The sequence below is a fragment of the Abyssisolibacter sp. ZYX002 genome, assembly GCF_056892235.1.
The window spans coordinates 1-19,085 of record NZ_JARMXH010000014.1 but is presented as its reverse complement, the minus strand read 5'-3'; the positions used below and the strand labels follow the sequence as shown (position 1 = coordinate 19,085).

At 28.2% G+C, this 19,085-nt stretch carries 18 protein-coding genes and 1 pseudogene; 10 read left to right on the top strand and 9 right to left on the bottom strand.

The window, feature by feature from the left end; all coding sequences use genetic code 11:
- Positions 1 to 205: 205 nt before the first annotated feature.
- From noc to rpmH, 9 genes and pseudogenes are all read right to left on the bottom strand, one after another.
- Positions 206 to 1,003 carry a nucleoid occlusion protein gene (gene noc, locus P3X86_RS20325; protein WP_483294574.1) on the bottom strand — a complete coding sequence of 266 codons (798 nt, stop codon included), beginning with the start codon at positions 1,001 to 1,003 and terminating at the stop codon, positions 206 to 208.
- Between the two features lie 117 nt (positions 1,004 to 1,120).
- Positions 1,121 to 1,804: a 16S rRNA (guanine(527)-N(7))-methyltransferase RsmG gene (gene rsmG / locus P3X86_RS20320; RefSeq protein ID WP_483294589.1), complete on the bottom strand. Its 684-nt coding sequence runs from the start codon at positions 1,802 to 1,804 to the stop codon at positions 1,121 to 1,123.
- 28 nt (positions 1,805 to 1,832) lie between these two features.
- Positions 1,833 to 3,743, bottom strand: a complete 1,911-nt coding sequence (gene mnmG, locus P3X86_RS20315; protein WP_483294573.1) for a tRNA uridine-5-carboxymethylaminomethyl(34) synthesis enzyme MnmG — start codon at positions 3,741 to 3,743, stop codon at positions 1,833 to 1,835.
- 15 nt (positions 3,744 to 3,758) lie between these two features.
- Entirely contained in the window at positions 3,759 to 5,141 is a 1,383-nt protein-coding gene (gene mnmE / locus P3X86_RS20310; RefSeq protein WP_483294572.1) for a tRNA uridine-5-carboxymethylaminomethyl(34) synthesis GTPase MnmE, read from the bottom strand.
- Positions 5,142 to 5,246: 105 nt separating this feature from the next.
- Entirely contained in the window at positions 5,247 to 5,873 is a 627-nt protein-coding gene (gene jag / locus P3X86_RS20305; RefSeq protein WP_483294571.1) for an RNA-binding cell elongation regulator Jag/EloR, read from the bottom strand.
- 2 nt (positions 5,874 to 5,875) lie between these two features.
- Positions 5,876 to 6,646: a YidC/Oxa1 family membrane protein insertase gene (locus P3X86_RS20300; protein ID WP_483294570.1), complete on the bottom strand. Its 771-nt coding sequence runs from the start codon at positions 6,644 to 6,646 to the stop codon at positions 5,876 to 5,878.
- Positions 6,647 to 6,685: 39 nt separating this feature from the next.
- Positions 6,686 to 6,895: pseudogene (gene yidD, locus P3X86_RS20295) on the bottom strand (membrane protein insertion efficiency factor YidD).
- 5 nt (positions 6,896 to 6,900) lie between these two features.
- Complete coding sequence (gene rnpA, locus P3X86_RS20290) at positions 6,901 to 7,245, bottom strand: ribonuclease P protein component (RefSeq protein WP_483294569.1); 345 nt, start codon at positions 7,243 to 7,245, stop codon at positions 6,901 to 6,903.
- A 57-nt stretch (positions 7,246 to 7,302) separates the two neighbouring features.
- Positions 7,303 to 7,437 carry a 50S ribosomal protein L34 gene (gene rpmH / locus P3X86_RS20285; protein ID WP_483294568.1) on the bottom strand — a complete coding sequence of 45 codons (135 nt, stop codon included), beginning with the start codon at positions 7,435 to 7,437 and terminating at the stop codon, positions 7,303 to 7,305.
- A 622-nt stretch (positions 7,438 to 8,059) separates the two neighbouring features.
- Here rpmH and dnaA point away from each other — a divergent pair.
- The 10 genes from dnaA (at position 8,060) to P3X86_RS20235 (ending at position 18,944) form a co-directional block, all read left to right on the top strand.
- The gene (gene dnaA, locus P3X86_RS20280) at positions 8,060 to 9,403 is read left to right on the top strand and encodes a chromosomal replication initiator protein DnaA (RefSeq protein WP_483294567.1); all 1,344 of its coding nucleotides are present in this window, start codon (positions 8,060 to 8,062) and stop codon (positions 9,401 to 9,403) included.
- Between the two features lie 233 nt (positions 9,404 to 9,636).
- The gene (gene dnaN, locus P3X86_RS20275) at positions 9,637 to 10,743 is read left to right on the top strand and encodes a DNA polymerase III subunit beta (RefSeq protein WP_483294566.1); all 1,107 of its coding nucleotides are present in this window, start codon (positions 9,637 to 9,639) and stop codon (positions 10,741 to 10,743) included.
- A 170-nt stretch (positions 10,744 to 10,913) separates the two neighbouring features.
- The gene (locus P3X86_RS20270; RefSeq protein ID WP_483294565.1) at positions 10,914 to 11,132 is read left to right on the top strand and encodes an RNA-binding S4 domain-containing protein; all 219 of its coding nucleotides are present in this window, start codon (positions 10,914 to 10,916) and stop codon (positions 11,130 to 11,132) included.
- A 131-nt stretch (positions 11,133 to 11,263) separates the two neighbouring features.
- The gene (recF, locus tag P3X86_RS20265; protein ID WP_483294564.1) at positions 11,264 to 12,397 is read left to right on the top strand and encodes a DNA replication/repair protein RecF; all 1,134 of its coding nucleotides are present in this window, start codon (positions 11,264 to 11,266) and stop codon (positions 12,395 to 12,397) included.
- Positions 12,398 to 12,418: 21 nt separating this feature from the next.
- Positions 12,419 to 12,718: an extracellular matrix regulator RemB gene (remB, locus tag P3X86_RS20260; RefSeq protein ID WP_483294563.1), complete on the top strand. Its 300-nt coding sequence runs from the start codon at positions 12,419 to 12,421 to the stop codon at positions 12,716 to 12,718.
- A 198-nt stretch (positions 12,719 to 12,916) separates the two neighbouring features.
- Positions 12,917 to 14,827, top strand: a complete 1,911-nt coding sequence (gene gyrB, locus P3X86_RS20255; protein WP_483294562.1) for a DNA topoisomerase (ATP-hydrolyzing) subunit B — start codon at positions 12,917 to 12,919, stop codon at positions 14,825 to 14,827.
- 57 nt (positions 14,828 to 14,884) lie between these two features.
- A complete protein-coding gene (gene gyrA, locus P3X86_RS20250; protein ID WP_483294561.1) occupies positions 14,885 to 17,356 on the top strand; it encodes a DNA gyrase subunit A in 2,472 nt (823 codons plus the stop codon).
- A gap of 76 nt (positions 17,357 to 17,432) precedes the next feature.
- Complete coding sequence (locus P3X86_RS20245) at positions 17,433 to 17,741, top strand: STAS domain-containing protein (protein WP_483294560.1); 309 nt, start codon at positions 17,433 to 17,435, stop codon at positions 17,739 to 17,741.
- A 34-nt stretch (positions 17,742 to 17,775) separates the two neighbouring features.
- On the top strand, positions 17,776 to 18,171 hold the full coding sequence (locus P3X86_RS20240; RefSeq protein WP_483294559.1) for an ATP-binding protein: 396 nt from the start codon (positions 17,776 to 17,778) through the stop codon (positions 18,169 to 18,171).
- Positions 18,171 to 18,944, top strand: coding sequence for a SigB/SigF/SigG family RNA polymerase sigma factor (locus tag P3X86_RS20235; RefSeq protein ID WP_483294558.1), 774 nt, complete (start codon positions 18,171 to 18,173; stop codon positions 18,942 to 18,944). Before P3X86_RS20240 ends, P3X86_RS20235 begins: the two co-directional genes overlap by 1 nt.
- Positions 18,945 to 19,085 lie beyond the last annotated feature (141 nt).

The following is a 19,085-nucleotide window of genomic DNA, read 5'->3' as shown; positions in this document are numbered from 1 at the left end:
ACATTCACTGATTTCTAGTACAATTTTATTAAATAATAATTATATAATGTAGTTAAACAACTTTGCTACATTGTTAACCTATCAAATAGTTTTTGTTTTGCTCAAAACTATATGTTATACTATGTTTCTATTAGTATAGAGAGCTGGTATACAATTGATATTTATAATATGTAAAAAAAAAGATGTTTCACGTGAAACATCTTTTCTATTTGTTTTTTGGTATTTTTACTGTAACTTCTACAAAATCACCTTTATCTATCTGTTCGTATTTTGCATCAACACCACTTTGCTTTATAGCATCAAAAGCATTTCTTATTGTGTTTAAGTATATCCTGAAATTAATCATACTTTTAATATTTTGCTTGACCTTTGGTTCATCTTTTTTAGCTAAATCTTCTAGCATACCCTTTATAAGTTCCTCAGTTTTCTTGACAGTCAATTCACTTTTGATTATTTTATTTATTATTGCTATTCTTAATTCTTCAGAAGGTAGCTTTAATAATGCTCGTCCGTGTCTTTCGGTTAAACTATTTTCAATCAACATCTTTTTTATCTCATCTGATAATCTCAATATTCTCAGTTTATTTGCTATTGTAGACTGATTTTTTCCTATTTGTTTCGCCAAAACATGTTGAGTAAAACCGTGATCATCTATTAAACTTTTATACCCCTCAGCTTCTTCTATAAAATTTAAATCTTCTCTTTGTAAATTCTCTATTAAAGCTATAACCGCAGTATCTCTATCTCCCATACTCATTACTATTGCAGGTATTACATCTAACCCTGCAATCTCTGAAGCACGCAAACGTCTCTCTCCTGCTACTAGTTCATAACTAACTTCATTGATTTTTCTAACACTTATAGGTTGCAATACTCCATATTGCTTTATTGACTGACTGAGCTCTTCCAAGGACTTATTACTGAATTTTTTTCTTGGTTGATATGGATTAGGTCTTATATTCTTTATGTCAACTTGTACAACCACTTCACCTAAAAAACTCACACTTATCATCCTTCCCCACTTTATTCCTCTATTTTATATTCTTCTTTTTATGTTAATTTTCCTTCTAACAATCTTAAATAATATAAATTTCGTTATACAAAATTTACTATATATTTCTTATATAATAGGATTTTTCTTTGGAATTCCTGGTTTTCTTGGGTATTTTGTCGAAGTATTATTTACTTTTTTTATAACTATTAATGTGTGATCAATATTATAAATTGGTAATGTAACCTTTTTTACTTCTTCTATCTTACCACCTAATACTTCTACAGCTCTTTTTGCTTCATTTAACTCTTCTTCAATTTCTGGTCCCTTCATAGCTATAAAGAATCCTCCTACTTTGACAAATGGTATACAGTATTCACATAATATATTCAGTCTTGCTACCGCTCTAGATACAGCTATATCAAAGTGTTCTCTATATTCTTTATTTTTAGCTATTTCTTCTGCTCTACCATGTAAACATTTAACATTATCTAAATTTAATTCTTTAGCTACATGGTTAAGAAACTTAATTCTTTTATTTAGACTATCCATTAAAGTTAAATCTATTGTTTTATTTATTATTTTTAGTGGTAACCCTGGAAACCCTCCTCCCGTACCTATGTCTATTATCTTCTGATTATTATGAAGATATTTTAACTTAAATATAGTAAGACTATCTACAAAGTGTTTTATTTCTATATCATTATCTTCAATAAGTGCTGTTATATTAATCTTTTCGTTCCAGTCTTTAAGTATCTCTTTGTATTTATAAAACTTATCTATATCTTCATTGTTAAGGTTTATATCCATCATTTTTGATGCATCTATTAGATAATTTAATTTACTCAACTTTGTCACTCCCGCTTTTAATTCTTCTCTGTCCCTCTATATAAACTAGTAACACATTTATATCAGCTGGCGAAACTCCCGATATTCTTGAAGCTTGACCTATAGAATCTGGTTTAATTTTGTCTAACTTTTGTCTAGCTTCTAATCTAAGGCCTTTTATTAAATCATATTGGATATTCTTTGGTATTTTTTTATTTTCTAATTTTTTAAATTGACCTATCTGTTTCATCTGCTTCTTTATATATCCATCGTATTTTATTTGAGTCTCTACTTGCATTTTTACTTCTCTTTTTAACTTTGGTCTTTCTCTATCTAATATATCTAATTGCTCATAAGTTATTTCTGGCCTTTTTATTAAATCAAACAATGATATAGGTTTTTTTAATGACACAGAACCTATTGACTCTAACAATTTGTTATTTTCTTCGTTAGGATATATTGTAGTATCTGACAATCTCTGCATTTCTTGTTTTATACTATTATCTTTTTCTATGAACCTACTATATCTTTCTTTTGTAACTAATCCAACATCATAGCCCTTATGTGTTAATCTTAAATCTGCATTATCCTGTCTTAATGTTAATCTATACTCTGCTCTTGATGTCATCATTCTATATGGTTCATTTGTACCCTTCGTAACTAAATCATCTATTAATACTCCTATATATGCCTGTGATCTATCTAAAATTAGTGGCTCTAAACTATCTAGCTTTCTAACTGCATTTATTCCCGCTATCAACCCTTGTGCTGCTGCTTCTTCATATCCAGAACTTCCATTAATTTGTCCAGCAAAGAACATATTATTTATACGCTTATGTTCAAGAGATCTTTTCAATTCTGTTGGATCTATACAGTCATACTCTATTGCATATGCGTCTCTCATTATTTCCACTTTTTCCATCCCATCAATTGTTCTTATCATTTGGAATTGTACTTCTGCTGGCAATGACGATGAAAAGCCTTGTACATACATTTCTTCTGTATTTAATCCTTCAGGTTCTATAAATAACTGGTGCTTATTTTTATCAGAGAATCTAACTACTTTATCTTCTATTGATGGACAATATCTAGGACCAGTACTTTCTATTTTTCCTGTATATAATGGTGATCTATGCATATTATCTGTTATTACTTTATGTGTTTGCTCGTTTGTGTAAGTTAAATAACATGGTATTTGCTCTATTTCTATTTTTTCAGTCATGAAAGAAAATGGTATTATTTCTTCATCTCCATCCTGAATAACCATTTTATCAAAGTCTAAGCTTTTTCTATGCACTCTGCTAGGTGTCCCTGTTTTAAATCGTCGTAGCGGTATTCCTTTTTCTGTTATTGAATCTGACAAAAACTTAGCAGGCATCATATCTGCAGGTCCACCTTCGTATTCTAGCTCTCCTATAAAAATCTTAGATTTTAAATATGTCCCTGTAGCCACTACAACAGCTTTTGTATTATAGCTAGCTCCAGTTTTTGTCACTACACCTGTTATAGCGTTATCGCTTGTTTTTATACTTATTACTTCTGCTTGCTTTAAGTCTAAGTTTTTTTGATTTTCTATGATTCTTTTCATTTCTCTATGATATTCACCTTTATCAGCTTGTGCCCTTAGTGAATGTACAGCCGGCCCTTTTGATGTATTTAACATCCTACACTGGATCAATGTCTTGTCTATATTTACTCCCATCTCTCCACCTAAAGCATCTATTTCTCTAACTAAGTGTCCTTTTCCCGTTCCTCCAATTGAAGGGTTACAAGGCATAAAAGCAACAGCATCTAGACTTATAGTCAATAGTAGCGTTTTTTTGTTCATTCTTGATGCCGCTAACGCAGCTTCACATCCTGCATGGCCAGCACCTATTACAACAATATCATAATCTCCAGCATGAAATTCCTTCGGATGGTTCATTTAAACACTCCTTTACTATTTACCAATACAAAATTCACTAAATATTTTGTCTATAACATCTTCGGTAATCGTTTCACCGTTTATTTTACCTAAATTTTCCCAACACTGCTTTACATCTACTTCTAAACAATCTAAAGGAATATTCATTTTAATTGATTCTATTACATCATTTATATTTTTCAACGACTCGTTTAATAGTTTTTTATGTCTTATATTATTAACAATAACATCATTGTTAGTAAATATATGTCCTTTAAAAAACATATCTACCAATTGTTTTTCTAAGAGATTAACACCTTCACCATAAAGTATTGATGATTCTATGATAGTTTTATCTCCAATTAAGCTAATTAAGTCATCAGCTGTGAATTTTTTTGGCAAATCAGATTTATTAATTAAAATTACACTCTTTTTTTCTTTAACCAATTTTATAATATCATAATCTTCTTTGGTAAGTTCTTTTGATATATCAAACATAGCTATTACTAAATCTGCACTATTTATTAGCTCTTTTGCTCTATCTACACCTATTTTTTCAACAATATCATCTGTATCTCTTATTCCTGCTGTATCTATTATTTTTAAAGGTATTCCCTTAATTGTTATATACTCTTCTATTATATCTCTTGTTGTACCCGGTATGTCTGTTACTATGGCTCTATTTTCTTTTAAAAGCGCATTTAATAACGATGATTTTCCGACATTTGGTTTTCCTAGTATTATAGTTTTTATACCTTCTCTTAGTATTTTACCTGTTTGGGATGTATTTATAAGTGACTCTAATTCACTATATATTTCTTTTGCATACTTTTCTAATTCTTGAGACGTTATTTCTTCTATATCTTCTTCTGGATAATCTATAGTAACCTCTATATGAGCTAACATCTTTAATACTTTGTTCCTTATATCATTTATCTTATTAGATAACCCTCCTTCTAATTGATTCAATGACATTTCATAACTCATATTTGTTTTTGCACTTATTAAATCCATTACAGCTTCTGCCTGAGACAAATCTATTCTACCATTTAAAAATGCCCTTTTTGTAAATTCTCCTCTTTCTGCAATTCGAGCACCATTTTCTATTACTATCTCTAGTATTTTTCTTACTGGCACTATTCCACCATGGCAATTTATCTCTACAACATCTTCAGTAGTATATGTATTTGGGGATTTCATATAAACAGCCAATACTTCATCTATTTTTTTACTATCTTTAGGATCTACAATATATCCGTACGATAAAAATCTTGGTTTGTTATCACTTAGTTTTCTATTATTTTTACCAACGAATATTTTATCAGCTATATTAATAGCATCTTTTCCACTTATTCTAACTATACCTATTCCTGCTTCTCCGGGTGCTGTTGCTATTGCAGTTATAGTATCATTACTCACTTCTTCACCTTCTCCATTAGTAATCTATTATAATATTATATCAAATTTACATCCAAACAAAACATGGGATGTCTAATCATTTTTTAGACATCCCCTTTTTATAATCTATTTATTCTCAATAACAACCTTTCTATAAGGTTCTTTACCTTCGCTATAAGTATTAACACTCATATCATCTTGCAGGGCTGAATGTATAATTCTTCTTTCATATGGATTCATAGGCTCTAATTTAATACTCTTTCTGTACCTTTTAGCCTTATCAGCCATTTTCATAGCAAGTTTTTCTAATGTCTCTTTTCTTTTCTTTCTGTAGTTTTCAGTATCAACAACTATTCTAAGGTAGTTGTTTCTATTTCTGTTTACTACTAAATTAACTAAATATTGAATTGAGTCAAGTGTTTTACCTCTTTTGCCAATAATAACTCCCATATCATCAGGGTTATCACCTTTTATCTCAATATTCATATCATCTTTATCTCTTGTAATTTCTATTACTGCATTTAAATTCATTTTTCTTAACACATCTTTTAAAAATGTTCTAGCCTTATCTACAGGGTCATTACTTACTATTATTTTAACTTTAGCATCCTTGCTACCTATAAAACCTAAGAAACCTTTGTTCGGTTCATCTAAAACTTCATAAGTAATATCATCTCTTTCCACTTGAAGTTCTAACAAAGCTTCTTCAATTGCACTTTCTATAGTCTTTGAAATCTTTATCAAAGTTCTCATATTTACTCAATTCCCCCTAACTTATTTTTAGGTAAATTAATTAAATATTGCTGCACTATTTGGAATATATTTCCTACCACCCAATATATAGTTAAACCTGCAGGCATATTCAATGCAAAGAAAAATATCATTATTGGCATAAATGTCGTCATAGTCTTCTGAGTTGCTGCCGCTTTTTCATCTACAACTTGATTATTATTTGTACTCATCATTTTACTTTGTAGATATGTTGTAACTCCAGCTAATATAGCAAGTATAGGTAACGCTGTCCCTATAAATGGTATATTAAATCCAATATCAAATCCATTTATAACTCCATCTACCATTTCCTTATGTGAAAGACCTATATCCTTTATCCAGAAAAAAGCTTTATTTGTTATAGATTCATATGATGCTACATAAGTTAAAGGATTTCTTAACATACTAAAGAAACCGATAATAATTGGCATTTGAATTAATAGTGGTAAACATGATCCAAAAGGATTAACTTTGTGTTCTTTATATAATTCCATTGTTTTTATATTAAGAGTCTGTGGATCATTTTTATATTTTTTCTGTAATTCTTTAATTAAAGGTTGTATTTTCTGCATTTCTTTCATTGATCTCATTTGTTTTAAACTAAGCGGTAATATCAAAAACTTAAAAACTACTGTCGTGATTATTATTGCTATAGCATATGCAGATAAATATTTAAAATCTAATCCTATGCCTTTAACTATTCCATAGATAAAATCTAACAACATTCCTAAAGGCTTTGCAAATATCTTAGTCATTCTATCTAAAAACCCCCTCGTCTTTATGGTTTATTATTTTCACTTTAAAGGGTCATATCCTCCATTACTAAATGGATTACATCTCAAAATTCTATATATACATTTTCCTAAACCCACAAATACACCATATTTGCTTAAAGCTTGTATTCAGTATTGAGAGCAAGTAGGATAGTATTTACAAGTTCTAGGCTTTAACGGCGAGATGTATTTCTGATAAATCCTTATAACAAAAATTAAACTTTTCCTCATATCTTCTACCGGCCACATTCATTTATATTAGTTTTTTTAAGTAAGTAACTCATGGATTTCTCAATATCTTTAAAATCAGCACTACTAGCCCTAACTCTAGCTAAAAATATAATATCGTATCCAGTTTTTATAGTATCCAAGTTTTTTCTGTAATTTTCCTTTATTAATCTCTTTATCCTGTTCCTTATTACACTATTACCTAGTTTCTTAGTAGTAGAAATTCCTACTCTATTATAAGGGTAGCCATTTGGCCTGTAAAAAATAACTAGAAATTTAGTTGAAAAAGATTTCCCATTATCATATACATTTCTAAATTGTCTACTATTCTTTAAAGTATTGATTTTTGTCATTTTTTACTCCTTATTATTAATTCCTACATATTGAATAAAAAGGCCACATCTGCGGCCTTATGCTGACAATTTAACTCTGCCTCTAGCTCTTCTTCTTTTTAAAATATTTCTACCAGCCTTAGTTTTCATTCTCTTTCTAAAACCATGCTCTACTTTTCTCTGTCTTTTTTTAGGTTGATAAGTTCTTTTCATTGTAACACCTCCTTCAGTTAATAGGTATATATTAAAACATTATATTCAATACATTATGTCTCTAACTTTTCTTTTTTAAATAATAAAATATACTCTTAAAAAAAAGCAGACACTACTATTGATTATAGTCTTATACGCTATCTATGTCAAGGAAATATTTTTATCATAATTGTTAATAAAATTATATACATCCTTTAAAAGTTGTGGATATTTTTTAGATGTTGTTGATAAATCACATTAATTTTGATATCATTAAATAGGATTGTGGATTATTTATAAACAAATCAACAACTTATACACAATCTGTGGATTATATTGTGTATTATTTTTTATCATTTCAAAATAATCTCCTGTACAATCCAAAATATTATCTACAATTACTTAATATTTATTATGTGGATATTTTCTATAAATTATAACTATTAATTTTCTTCTACATTTTTATCCACAATTATTGTTATTTATACTAATTTAAATATTGAACATTTATTTATTAAATAATTGTTTATAAATCTGTTTATAACTTTTTAAAAATAAATTAAAATATATAATCTGATATTTTATCTTTTATATATAAATATGTTAATTTAATATCAATTACATATGTTTAAGGAGGTATTTTATGTTACTAGAGGATGTATGGAGTAAATCACTGGAACTTATGAAAATGGAATTAACGGAAGTTAGTTTCAATACATGGTTAAAAACAATTAATCCTATAGATATGAATGATCAAAGTATTATTCTAAGCGTTCCAAATGAATTTACAAAAGGAATTCTCGAAGCAAGGTATATAACCTTAATTAAAAACGCAATTAAGCAAGTTAGTAATAACAGCTATGATATACGTTTCATAACACCAGGAGAAGATCTTACATTAAATACTATTAAAAATAATGATTCAAAAAAGACTGTAATAGAACAAAACCAAAATATCCATTCTGACAGTCAATTAAACCCGAAATATACTTTTGATAAATTTGTTATTGGTAATAGTAATAGATTTGCACATGCTGCATCTTTAGCAGTATCTGAAGCACCTGCTAAGGCTTATAATCCATTATTTATATATGGAGGCGTTGGATTAGGTAAAACCCACTTAATGCATGCAATTGGACACTATATAGTAAATCAAAATCCAAGTACTCGAGTTGTATATGTTTCATCTGAAAAATTTACTAATGAACTTATTAATTCCATTAGAGACGACAAAAATGCACAGTTTAGGAATAAATATAGATACGTGGATGTTTTATTAATAGATGATATTCAATTTATAGCTGGAAAAGAAAGAACTCAAGAGGAATTTTTCCATACATTTAATGCACTACATGGTGCCAATAAGCAAATTATACTATCAAGTGATCGTCCTCCTAAAGAAATATCTGCATTAGAAGATAGACTTAGAAGTAGATTTGAAGGTGGTCTTATAGTAGATATTCAACCAGCAGATTTAGAAACTAGAATAGCAATACTCAGAAAAAAAGCTACACTAGAGAATTTGCAAGTTCCTAATGATGTATTAACATATATAGCTACAAAAATAGAATCGAATATTAGAGAATTAGAAGGAGCTCTAATAAGAGTAGTAGCATATTCTTCTTTAACTAATAAAGGTGTTTCTATAGAGTTAGCTAGTGAGGCACTTAAAGACATAATCTCTAATAAACCAAAAAAAGTAACAGTTAATACTATTAAAGAGGCTGTATCTAAATATTACTCTCTTAAAATAGAAGACTTAACTTCTAAGAAGCGAGCGCGATCTATTTCTTACCCTAGACAAATCGCTATGTATATATGTAGAGAATTAACTGATCTTTCTTTGCCAAAGATAGGAGATGAATTTGGTGGACGAGACCATTCTACAGTAATACATGCATATGAAAAGATTTCTAAAGATATAGAATCAAAAACAGACATAAAAATGCAAATTAATAATATAGTTAATGATTTAAAAGGAAAGTAGTTAACAATTCCTATTGATATCTATGTTGATAAAATGTTGATTATAAAAATTTAATTAATCCCTATTGATAATGTGGATAAAAAACACTAATACATTAACATTTTATAAACATGTGGAAAAGTTTAAATATCAGTACTTCAATACATTATCCACAAATCAACAGGACTTACTACTAATACTACTATATTTATTTTTATAATTATATATATTTATAAAAAGGAGGTTATCCACAATTGAATTTTAAAATACCACAAAAACTATTAAATAAAAGTATTAGTACTGTGCAAAAAGGTGTTTCTAATAGATCTACACTACCTATATTAACAGGTATATTGATAGAAGCTAAAAATAATAAGCTTAAATTAACTGGAACAGATCTAGAACTAGGCATAGTTACAACTATAGATTGTGAAGTTATAGAAGAGGGTTCTTTTGTTATAGACTCTAAATTATTTGGAGAAATAATAAGAAAGCTCCCTGACTTACCAATAGAAATACACATTGACGATAATAATTATGCTCATATAAAATGTGATAACTCAAACTTTAAAATAAAAGTTCAATTATCACAGGAATATCCTAAATTACCTAGTATTGATGATACTAAATGCATTACAATATCGAAAGAAACTCTTAAATCTATGATTCGTCAAACTGCATTTGCAACAGCAACAGAAGATTTTAGACCTGTATTAACAGGTGAATTGTTAGAAATTAGTGGAAATGAAATATCATTAGTTGCTATAGATCAATATAGAATGGCATATAGAAAATTACCAATGGATGGTGAAAATGATATTAAAATAGTTATACCAGGGAAAACACTAGTGGAAATTAATAAAATAATTGAAGGTGTAGAAGAAGATATAAAAATTTCAATATCAACAAATCATATATTATTTCATCTTGGAAATACAATAGTTACATCAATACTAATTGAAGGAGAATTCATTAACTATAAAGATATAGTAAGAAATGAATATAACTCTAAAGTAATCGTAAAAACCAAGGATGTACAAGAGAGTATAGAAAGGGCTTCTTTATTAGCTAAAGAGGGTAATAATAATTTAATAAAATTTGAAATAGTAGATGATAAAATGATAATATCATCTAACTCAGAGATGGGTTTCGTCCAAGAAGAAGTACCTATTAATCTAGATGGCGATGATTTAACAATAGCGTTTAATTCCAAATATATATTAGATGGGCTAAAAGTTATAGATAGCGAAGAAATAGAAATGCATTTTATAAATAATGTTAATCCATGTATTATTAAACCTATATCGAATGAAGATTATATTTACTTAGTTCTACCAGTTAGGATTCCTAACGAATTGTAAATATTATTTTTGATAAAGTCATAATACTTAACAACGATAAACTGAAATTGAGAACATTTAAGAATGGAGCTATTTCATGAATATTGATAAGCTCCATTATATATTATTTCTTGGGAAATGAACTAAAATAGTAGTTTTTGGAAATACTATAAATAGGGGTGAATTTAAGTATGAAAGAAAATATTAAAATAGAAACAGAATTTATAAAATTGGATCAATTATTAAAATATGCATCTATAGTCCAAACTGGTGGTCATGCAAAAGAATTAATAAGTGAAGGATTAGTTTCAGTTAATGGCGAAGTAGTTCTAACAAGAGGCAAGAAAATTCATAGAGGAGATATAGTTAATATAAATATGGATGAAAATATAGAGTTGGTAATAGAATAAATCGATAAAATAATATTTAGTTACTCATTTGATTTAATAATAAACAATGTTATAATTTAAATAGAAATTATATATAGCTAGAGCAGAATCTTAAAAAGACTTTGTTACTTAGAATTTAAGGAGTGCTGTTAGTGGAAGTAACAATGGTTAAATTAATTAATTTTAGGAATTATGATGAACTATTGGTTGAGTTAAATCCTAAGATAAATATTTTTGTGGGTGATAATGCACAAGGTAAAACTAATCTTTTAGAGTCAATTTATGTGAGTGCATGTGGCAAATCATTTAGAACTAGCAAGGATAAAAACTTAATTAAAATAAATAAAGATCAAGCGTATATAGGTGTCAAGATTAACAGAAGATATTCAAATAAAAAAGTAGAAATAAAACTAGATAAAAACAAAATAAAGAGAGTAAAAGTCAATAATTATGAAGTAGAAAAAATATCTGCTTTATATAATTGCTTAAATACAGTAATTTTTTCTCCAGAAGATTTAAAACTTATAAAAGAGGGACCACAAGTTAGAAGAAATTTCTTAGATGAAGAAATATCAAGGCTTAAGCCATTGTATAGACATAATATTCAAAAGTATAATAAAATATTATATCAAAGAAATAACCTAATTAAATCCATAAAGAAAAATAGAGATAAAATAGATACATTAGATATATGGGATAAACAATTGATGGATTTAGGTACGAGCATTATAATTACTAGACTAAAATTTATAAATAAACTATCAAAAATATCACATAGTATACATAGTAAAATAACAGGAAATAAAGAAAAACTAAAGTTAAGTTACTATTGTTGTATTAATAATAAAATATCACAGACCGATATCTTTAATAGTAAGCTAAAAGACAGTATTATAAATGATTATAAAATAGCTATACAAAATAGCATAGAAGCGGATATAGAAAAAGGAAGTACATCAATAGGGCCTCACAGAGATGATATAGATGTAATAATAAATAATGTTAATGTTAGGCAATTTGGTTCACAAGGGCAACAAAGAACTTCAGCTTTGTCACTTAAGCTTGCTGAAGTAGAGCTTATAAAAAATGAGATAGGAGAATATCCAGTTTTACTCTTAGATGATGTATTGTCAGAGCTTGATAAAAGTAGAAGAAAACATTTAATATCATCATTTAAGGATATACAAACAATAATAACAACAACAGATAATATAATGTTTGAAGAATTTGAAGATATAGAGAGATTTGTTTTTAGTATTAAAGATGGAGATATAAAAAAAGTATAGTATTATGCAAGGAGAGCAGATATGTTTTTACATTTAGGCAAAAATTTTGTTATACCAATTAAAGATATTATAGCTATAGTAGATGCAGAAACTATAAACAGATCAGATGACACAAAAAACTTTTTTAAAATAGCGGAAGAAGAAGAATTCGTATACAAAATTTCTGATGAAGATATTAAGTCTTATATTATTACAGAAAAAGTTATAAAAGATAAAAAAGGAGGAAAAATTAGAAAAAGTATAATGTACGGTTCTAATATTTCAACTATAACACTATATAAAAGAGCTAAAATGAATAATGATTTTTTATGTAGTCTATAGATATTAAAGAAACAATTCAGATTAACATATAAAATTACTTTTCTTAGATATATATAATTGTTTCCCTATAATTAAGTAAAATTAAAAACTTATAGTAGACTAAATAATCAATATAGCTTTGTTTAAAAGTAAAATTGGTATCATTATATTTACCATTTTATTTTAATATAGAAATGCTTAGATTGGAGGACATTAAATATGTCAGAAAACCAAAATAAAAGAAATTATGGTGCAGAACAAATTCAGGTTTTGGAAGGTTTAGAGCCTGTGAGAAAAAGACCAGGTATGTATATAGGAAGTACAGGGAGTAAAGGACTTCATCATCTAGTACACGAGATAGTAGATAATAGTATAGATGAAGCACTAGCAGGAGTATGTGATACTATAGAAGTTATAATAAATAGTGATAATAGTATTACAGTTATAGATAATGGTAGTGGTATACCTGTTGGAATGCATCCAAAGACAGGTAAATCAACAGTAGAAACAGTATTGACAGTACTTCATGCTGGAGGAAAGTTTGATAATAATGCATATAAAGTTGCTGGAGGATTACACGGAGTAGGTGTATCCGTAGTAAATGCATTATCAAATGAATTAGAAGTTACAGTAAAAAGGAATGGAAATATATATCATCAAAAATATGAAAAAGGGGTACCGATGACTAAACTTGAAATCATTGGTCAATCTGAAGATACAGGTACAGAAATTACATTCATACCTGATGAGACGATTTTTGATGAAGTTTTATTTAGCTATGATGTACTAGAAAAAAGGCTAAAAGAAAAAGCATTTTTAAATAAAGGTATTAAAATAACTTTAGAAGATAAACGTATAGATAAAAAATCAGTTTTCCATTACGAAGGAGGTATCAAATCTTTCGTAGAACACATTAATAAAAATCGAGATGCTCTTCACGAAAATATTATTTATTGTGAAAGTAAAAAAGATAAGTATATAGTAGAAGTTGCAATGCAATATACATCAAGTTACAGTGAAAATATATTTACATTTGCCAATAATATAAATACTATTGAAGGAGGATCTCATCTTAGTGGTTTAAAAAGTGCTTTAACTAGGGCAGTAAACGATTATGCTAAAAAAAGTGGTTTACTAAAAGAAAATGATAATAATCTGACAGGTGAGGATATAAGAGAAGGTTTGACAGCTGTACTTTCAGTAAAGCTACCAGATCCCCAATTTGAAGGACAAACTAAAGGTAAATTAGGGAATAGTGAAGTAAGAGGATTAGTTGATAGTGTAATCAGTGAAGAAGTAAGTACTTTCTTAGAAGAGAATCCAAAAGATGCTAGAATAATAATAGATAAATCTATTAGATCAGCTAGAGCAAGAGAGGCAGCTAGAAAGGCAAGAGATTTAACTAGAAGAAAAAATGTATTAGAAGGACTATCATTGCCAGGAAAGCTTGCAGATTGTTCAGAAAAGGATGCATCAAAATGTGAGGTATTCATAGTCGAGGGAGAATCTGCCGGTGGATCAGCAAAACAAGGACGAGATAGAAGGATACAAGCTATATTACCTTTAAGAGGTAAAATAATGAATGTTGAGAAGGCAAGGTTAGATAAAATATTGAGTTCACAAGAAATCAAAGCTATGATTACAGCGTTTGGCTGTGGTATAGATGAAGAATTCGATGTTAGTAAGTTGAGATATCATAAAATAGTCATAATGACCGATGCAGATGTTGATGGTTCTCATATTAGAACACTTCTTATAACTTTCTTATATAGATACATGAAACCGTTGATAGAAAATGGTTATGTATATATAGCTCAACCACCGCTATATAAAGTAAAAAAAGGTAAAGCAGAAGATTATGCGTATAGTGATAATGAGCTTAGTGAAGTAATAGATAAATTTGGAGGTAAGGGTTATACAATCCAGAGATATAAGGGTCTTGGAGAGATGAATCCAGATCAGTTATGGGAAACTACAATGAATCCAGAACATAGAATATTGTTAAGAATAAATGTAGAAGATGCATTAGCAGCAGATGAAGTATTTACGACATTGATGGGAGATAAAGTATTTCCAAGAAAGCAATTTATACAAGAGAATGCTCAATATGTTAAAAATTTAGATATATAACAATAAGCGAACTATATGTTAAGTAGTTATTAATACTTAACATTAAGGAGGATATACATGAATAATGGTGATAAAATTATTCCAATAGATATCGAAAAGGAAATGAAAAAATCATATTTGGACTATGCGATGAGTGTAATAGTAAGTAGAGCTTTGCCAGACGTTAGAGATGGTTTAAAGCCAGTTCATAGAAGAATATTGTACGCTATGAGAGACTTAACACTTTATCCAGACAAGCCTCATAGAAAGTCTGCTCGTATAGTCGGAGATGTACTTGGTAAGTACCATCCTCATGGAGATGGCGCAGTTTATCAGGCGATGGTAAGATTAGCACAAGATTTTTCAACAAGGTATCTATTAGTTGATGGACATGGTAACTTTGGATCAATAGATGGTGATTCAGCAGCTGCTATGCGTTATACAGAAGCTAGAATGTCAAAAATAGCTATGGAAATACTACGTGATATAGAAGAAGATACGGTTGATTTTAGGCCAAACTTTGATGAGACATTAAAAGAACCTATTGTACTACCTAGCAAATATCCTAACCTTTTAGTTAACGGTGCTAGTGGAATTGCGGTTGGTATGGCAACATCTATACCTCCTCACAATATAGGTGAAGTTATAGAAGCTACAGTTAATATGATTGATAATCCAGATATCACGATAAGTGAGCTCATGGAGACTATTAAAGGCCCTGATTTTCCAACAGGAGGTATAATAACAGGGAAAAAAGGAATAAGAGATGCATATCAGACAGGTAGAGGAAAAGTTGTAGTTAGAGCAAGAGCTACTATAGAAGAAATGGCAAATAATAAGAATAGAATAATAATTACAGAGATTCCTTATCAACTGAATAAATCTAAATTACTAGAAAAAATAGCTGAAAATGTTAGAGATAAAAGGCTTACTGGAATATCAGATATAAGAGATGAGTCTGATAGAGAAGGTATGAGGATAGTTATTGAGTTAAAAAGAGAAGCTAATCCTAATGTAGTATTAAATATGTTGTACAAGCAAACACAATTACAAGCAACATTTAGCATTATTATGCTTGCTTTGGTTGACAATCGCCCTAAGGTTTTGAATCTTAAAGAAGTGATAAATCATTATTTAAATCACCAAAAAGAGATAATAACTAGAAGGACAGAGTATAGACTAAAAAAAGCAGAGCATAGAGCACATATATTAGAAGGATTAAAAATAGCATTAGATAATATAGATAGAATTATAAAAATAATTAGAAGTAATAGACAAGAAAAAGCTGCAAGAGAGCAATTAATGGAAGAATTTGATTTTTCGGAAATCCAAGCACAAGCTATACTAGATATGAGGCTGAAGAGATTAACTGGATTAGAGAAAGAAAAATTAGAAGAAGAATATGCAGAATTAATAAAATTAATAAATAAATACAAAGAAATACTGGCTAATGAGAGATTAATATATCAAATAATCAGAGAAGAATTAACAGTAATAAAAGAAAAATACCAAGATGATAGAAGAACAGATATAGAACATGATTATAGTGAAATAAATATAGAAGATCTTATAAAAGAAGAAAATATGGTATTGACACTAACTCACTTTGGTTATATCAAGAGAATACCAGAAGATACTTACAAAATACAAAGACGTGGTGGAAGAGGTATATCTGGATTAACTACAAGAGATGAAGATTTTGTTAAAGACATATTTATAACATCAACACATGATAATTTATTGATATTCACCAATAAAGGAAATATGTATACATTAAAAACTTATGAAATACCTGAAGCTAAAAGACAAGCCAGAGGAACAGCTATAATAAATCTTTTACAGCTTAAAAATGATGAAAAAATAACATCTGTAATACCAATAAAAGACTTTAATAATGAAGAATCACTAGTGTTTGCTACAAAAAATGGTATAATTAAGAAAACAGTTTTAAACAAGTTCAAAAACATTAGAAAAAATGGTTTAATAGCAATAACACTCAAAGATGACGATGAGTTGATTAAAGTAATTAAAACAGATGGATCAGGGAAACTTATCATAGTTACAGAAAATGGTATGTCTATAACATTTGAAGAGAATCAAGTTAGAGATATTGGTAGAACGGCTATGGGAGTAAAAGCTATAACTCTTAGAAAAGGAGACAAGGTTGTATCAATGGACTCAGTAGAGGAAGGAAAATCTCTTTTAGTTATAAGTGAATATGGCTATGGTAAAAGAACAGATTTATCAGAATATCGTATGCAAACTAGAGGTGGGATAGGAATCAAAACCTATAACATAAGAGCTCATACAGGTAAAATAGTTACATCAACAGTAGTAGATGATGAAGAAGAAGTTATGTTCATAAGTTTAGCAGGAGTTATAATAAGGATAAAAGCATCTGAGATATCTAAGATAGGTAGAAATACACAAGGTGTAAAAATTATGAATGTTGGTAAAGGTGATAAAGTAGTAGCTTTAGCTATAACTAATGCAGAAGATTTAGATGAGAATGAAGTAGAGCAAGAAGAAGAAAATCAGTTAGAAGACTAAAAGTTAATTGGCACAATTATTTTAAGGAGTAGTTGTGCCATTTGTTATAATAAAAATTAGTGCAGGAGGTAATAGAATGTCATTAATAATTGAAAAATATGCAATAGAAAGTGGAAATGTTATAAAACCTATTGGAGATATAGATATATCTACATCAAATGGTTTCAAAGAAGAACTTATATCGTATATAGAAGAAAAAAAATCTGATATAGTGGTTGACTGCGCTAAATTAGAGTATATAGACAGCACTGGTTTAGGAGTAATGATAAGTGGCCTTAAAAGAATTAAAGAATATAATAAAAATATAATATTAAAAGATATGAAAAAAAGTATACTAAAATTGTTCGAAATAACAGAATTAGATAAAGTTTTTATCGTAGAATAATCATTCTTTATAATGTAAAGGGGAGTGGATAAATATGAATACACAAAATAACGATATTATAAAAGTTACTCTCAAAAAAAAGCCAGAATATGTTAGTATTATTAGAGTAACAGCTTCATCTATAGCAAATAAGATGGGATTTAATATAGAAGAGATAGAAGATATTAAACTTGCTTTAGGAGAAGCATGCATAAGTATTATAAAGAATAGTAATCATGTAGAAGGAGAATATAATATAAGCTTTATAATAAATGAAAATAGCTTAGGTATAAAAATAGAGGACTTTAATAATGACAATAATATAAAAGATTGTAAAAATAAAGATGACCTTAGCTTTTTTATTATTAATACATTGATGGATGAAGTAAAATGCGATAAAAATGATAAAAATATTACAGTGCTTCTAACAAAGAATAGGAGTAATGAGTAATGATGAATAACACAGAAAAAAATATTAATATATCGCAGTTAAAATCAATCAAAACAAAAAAATTATTTGAACTATATAAAGAAAACAAGGATAATAATATAAGAAATGAATTAATTAATAGGCACTTATATATCGCAGAAATATTAACAAAAAAATATTTAAATAAAGGCATAGAGTATGATGATATTTATCAAGTATCAAGCTTAGGTCTTATTTATGCAATAGAAAGATTTGATATTAGTAAAGGTTTTGAATTTAGTAGTTTTGCTACTCCTACAATTATAGGAGAAATAAAAAGATATTTTAGAGATAAGAGTTGGATAATAAAAGTTCCAAGAAGAATACAAGAGCTATCAAAGAAAATAAATAATGCAAAGGTATTATTAACACAAAAGCTCAGCAAAGTACCTACAGTATCAGATATAGCTGAGTACTTAGAATCCAGCGAAGAACAAATACTACAGGCTATGGAAGCCAATAAAGTGTATACGCCTTACTCACTTGATACAAGCCATGATAATGACGATAAAAACAATGAATTTAATCTATTTTCAGTATTAGGAAAGAAGGATGAAGAATTAGATAAAATAGAAAATAGAGATTTTATCAATATAATATTAGACAAGTTAAGTGATAAAGAAAAAATGCTAATAAAAGAAAGATATATTTATGAAAAATCACAAGCAGAAACAGCAAAAAAGTTAGGAATATCTCAGATGACAGTATCAAGAATGGAGAAAAATATAATTAGTAAATTCAAAAGAGAATTGTGATAAATAACAGCGATATGTAGGAATTTATAAAAATAAATAAAAAAAATTAATCAAAATCGTTGACAATAGTTTAAATTCATGATACTATAATCAAGTCGCAACAAACGAAACACGTTGAAAAATAAGTTTGTGAAACAGATG

Excerpts from the sequence above, each read along its gene's own strand:
- rsmG (WP_483294589.1), bottom strand. The coding sequence starts at position 1,804 with ATGATGGATATAAACCTTAACAATGAAGATATAGATAAGTTTTATAAA.
- mnmG (WP_483294573.1), bottom strand. The coding sequence starts at position 3,743 with ATGAACCATCCGAAGGAATTTCATGCTGGAGATTATGATATTGTTGTA.
- jag (WP_483294571.1), bottom strand. The coding sequence starts at position 5,873 with ATGAGAACTTTGATAAAGATTTCAAAGACTATAGAAAGTGCAATTGAA.
- P3X86_RS20300 (WP_483294570.1), bottom strand. The coding sequence starts at position 6,646 with ATGACTAAGATATTTGCAAAGCCTTTAGGAATGTTGTTAGATTTTATC.
- rnpA (WP_483294569.1), bottom strand. The coding sequence starts at position 7,245 with ATGACAAAAATCAATACTTTAAAGAATAGTAGACAATTTAGAAATGTA.
- rpmH (WP_483294568.1), bottom strand. The coding sequence starts at position 7,437 with ATGAAAAGAACTTATCAACCTAAAAAAAGACAGAGAAAAGTAGAGCAT.
- dnaA (WP_483294567.1), top strand. The coding sequence starts at position 8,060 with ATGTTACTAGAGGATGTATGGAGTAAATCACTGGAACTTATGAAAATG.
- P3X86_RS20270 (WP_483294565.1), top strand. The coding sequence starts at position 10,914 with ATGAAAGAAAATATTAAAATAGAAACAGAATTTATAAAATTGGATCAA.
- remB (WP_483294563.1), top strand. The coding sequence starts at position 12,419 with ATGTTTTTACATTTAGGCAAAAATTTTGTTATACCAATTAAAGATATT.
- gyrB (WP_483294562.1), top strand. The coding sequence starts at position 12,917 with ATGTCAGAAAACCAAAATAAAAGAAATTATGGTGCAGAACAAATTCAG.
- gyrA (WP_483294561.1), top strand. The coding sequence starts at position 14,885 with ATGAATAATGGTGATAAAATTATTCCAATAGATATCGAAAAGGAAATG.
- P3X86_RS20245 (WP_483294560.1), top strand. The coding sequence starts at position 17,433 with ATGTCATTAATAATTGAAAAATATGCAATAGAAAGTGGAAATGTTATA.
- P3X86_RS20240 (WP_483294559.1), top strand. The coding sequence starts at position 17,776 with ATGAATACACAAAATAACGATATTATAAAAGTTACTCTCAAAAAAAAG.
- P3X86_RS20235 (WP_483294558.1), top strand. The coding sequence starts at position 18,171 with ATGATGAATAACACAGAAAAAAATATTAATATATCGCAGTTAAAATCA.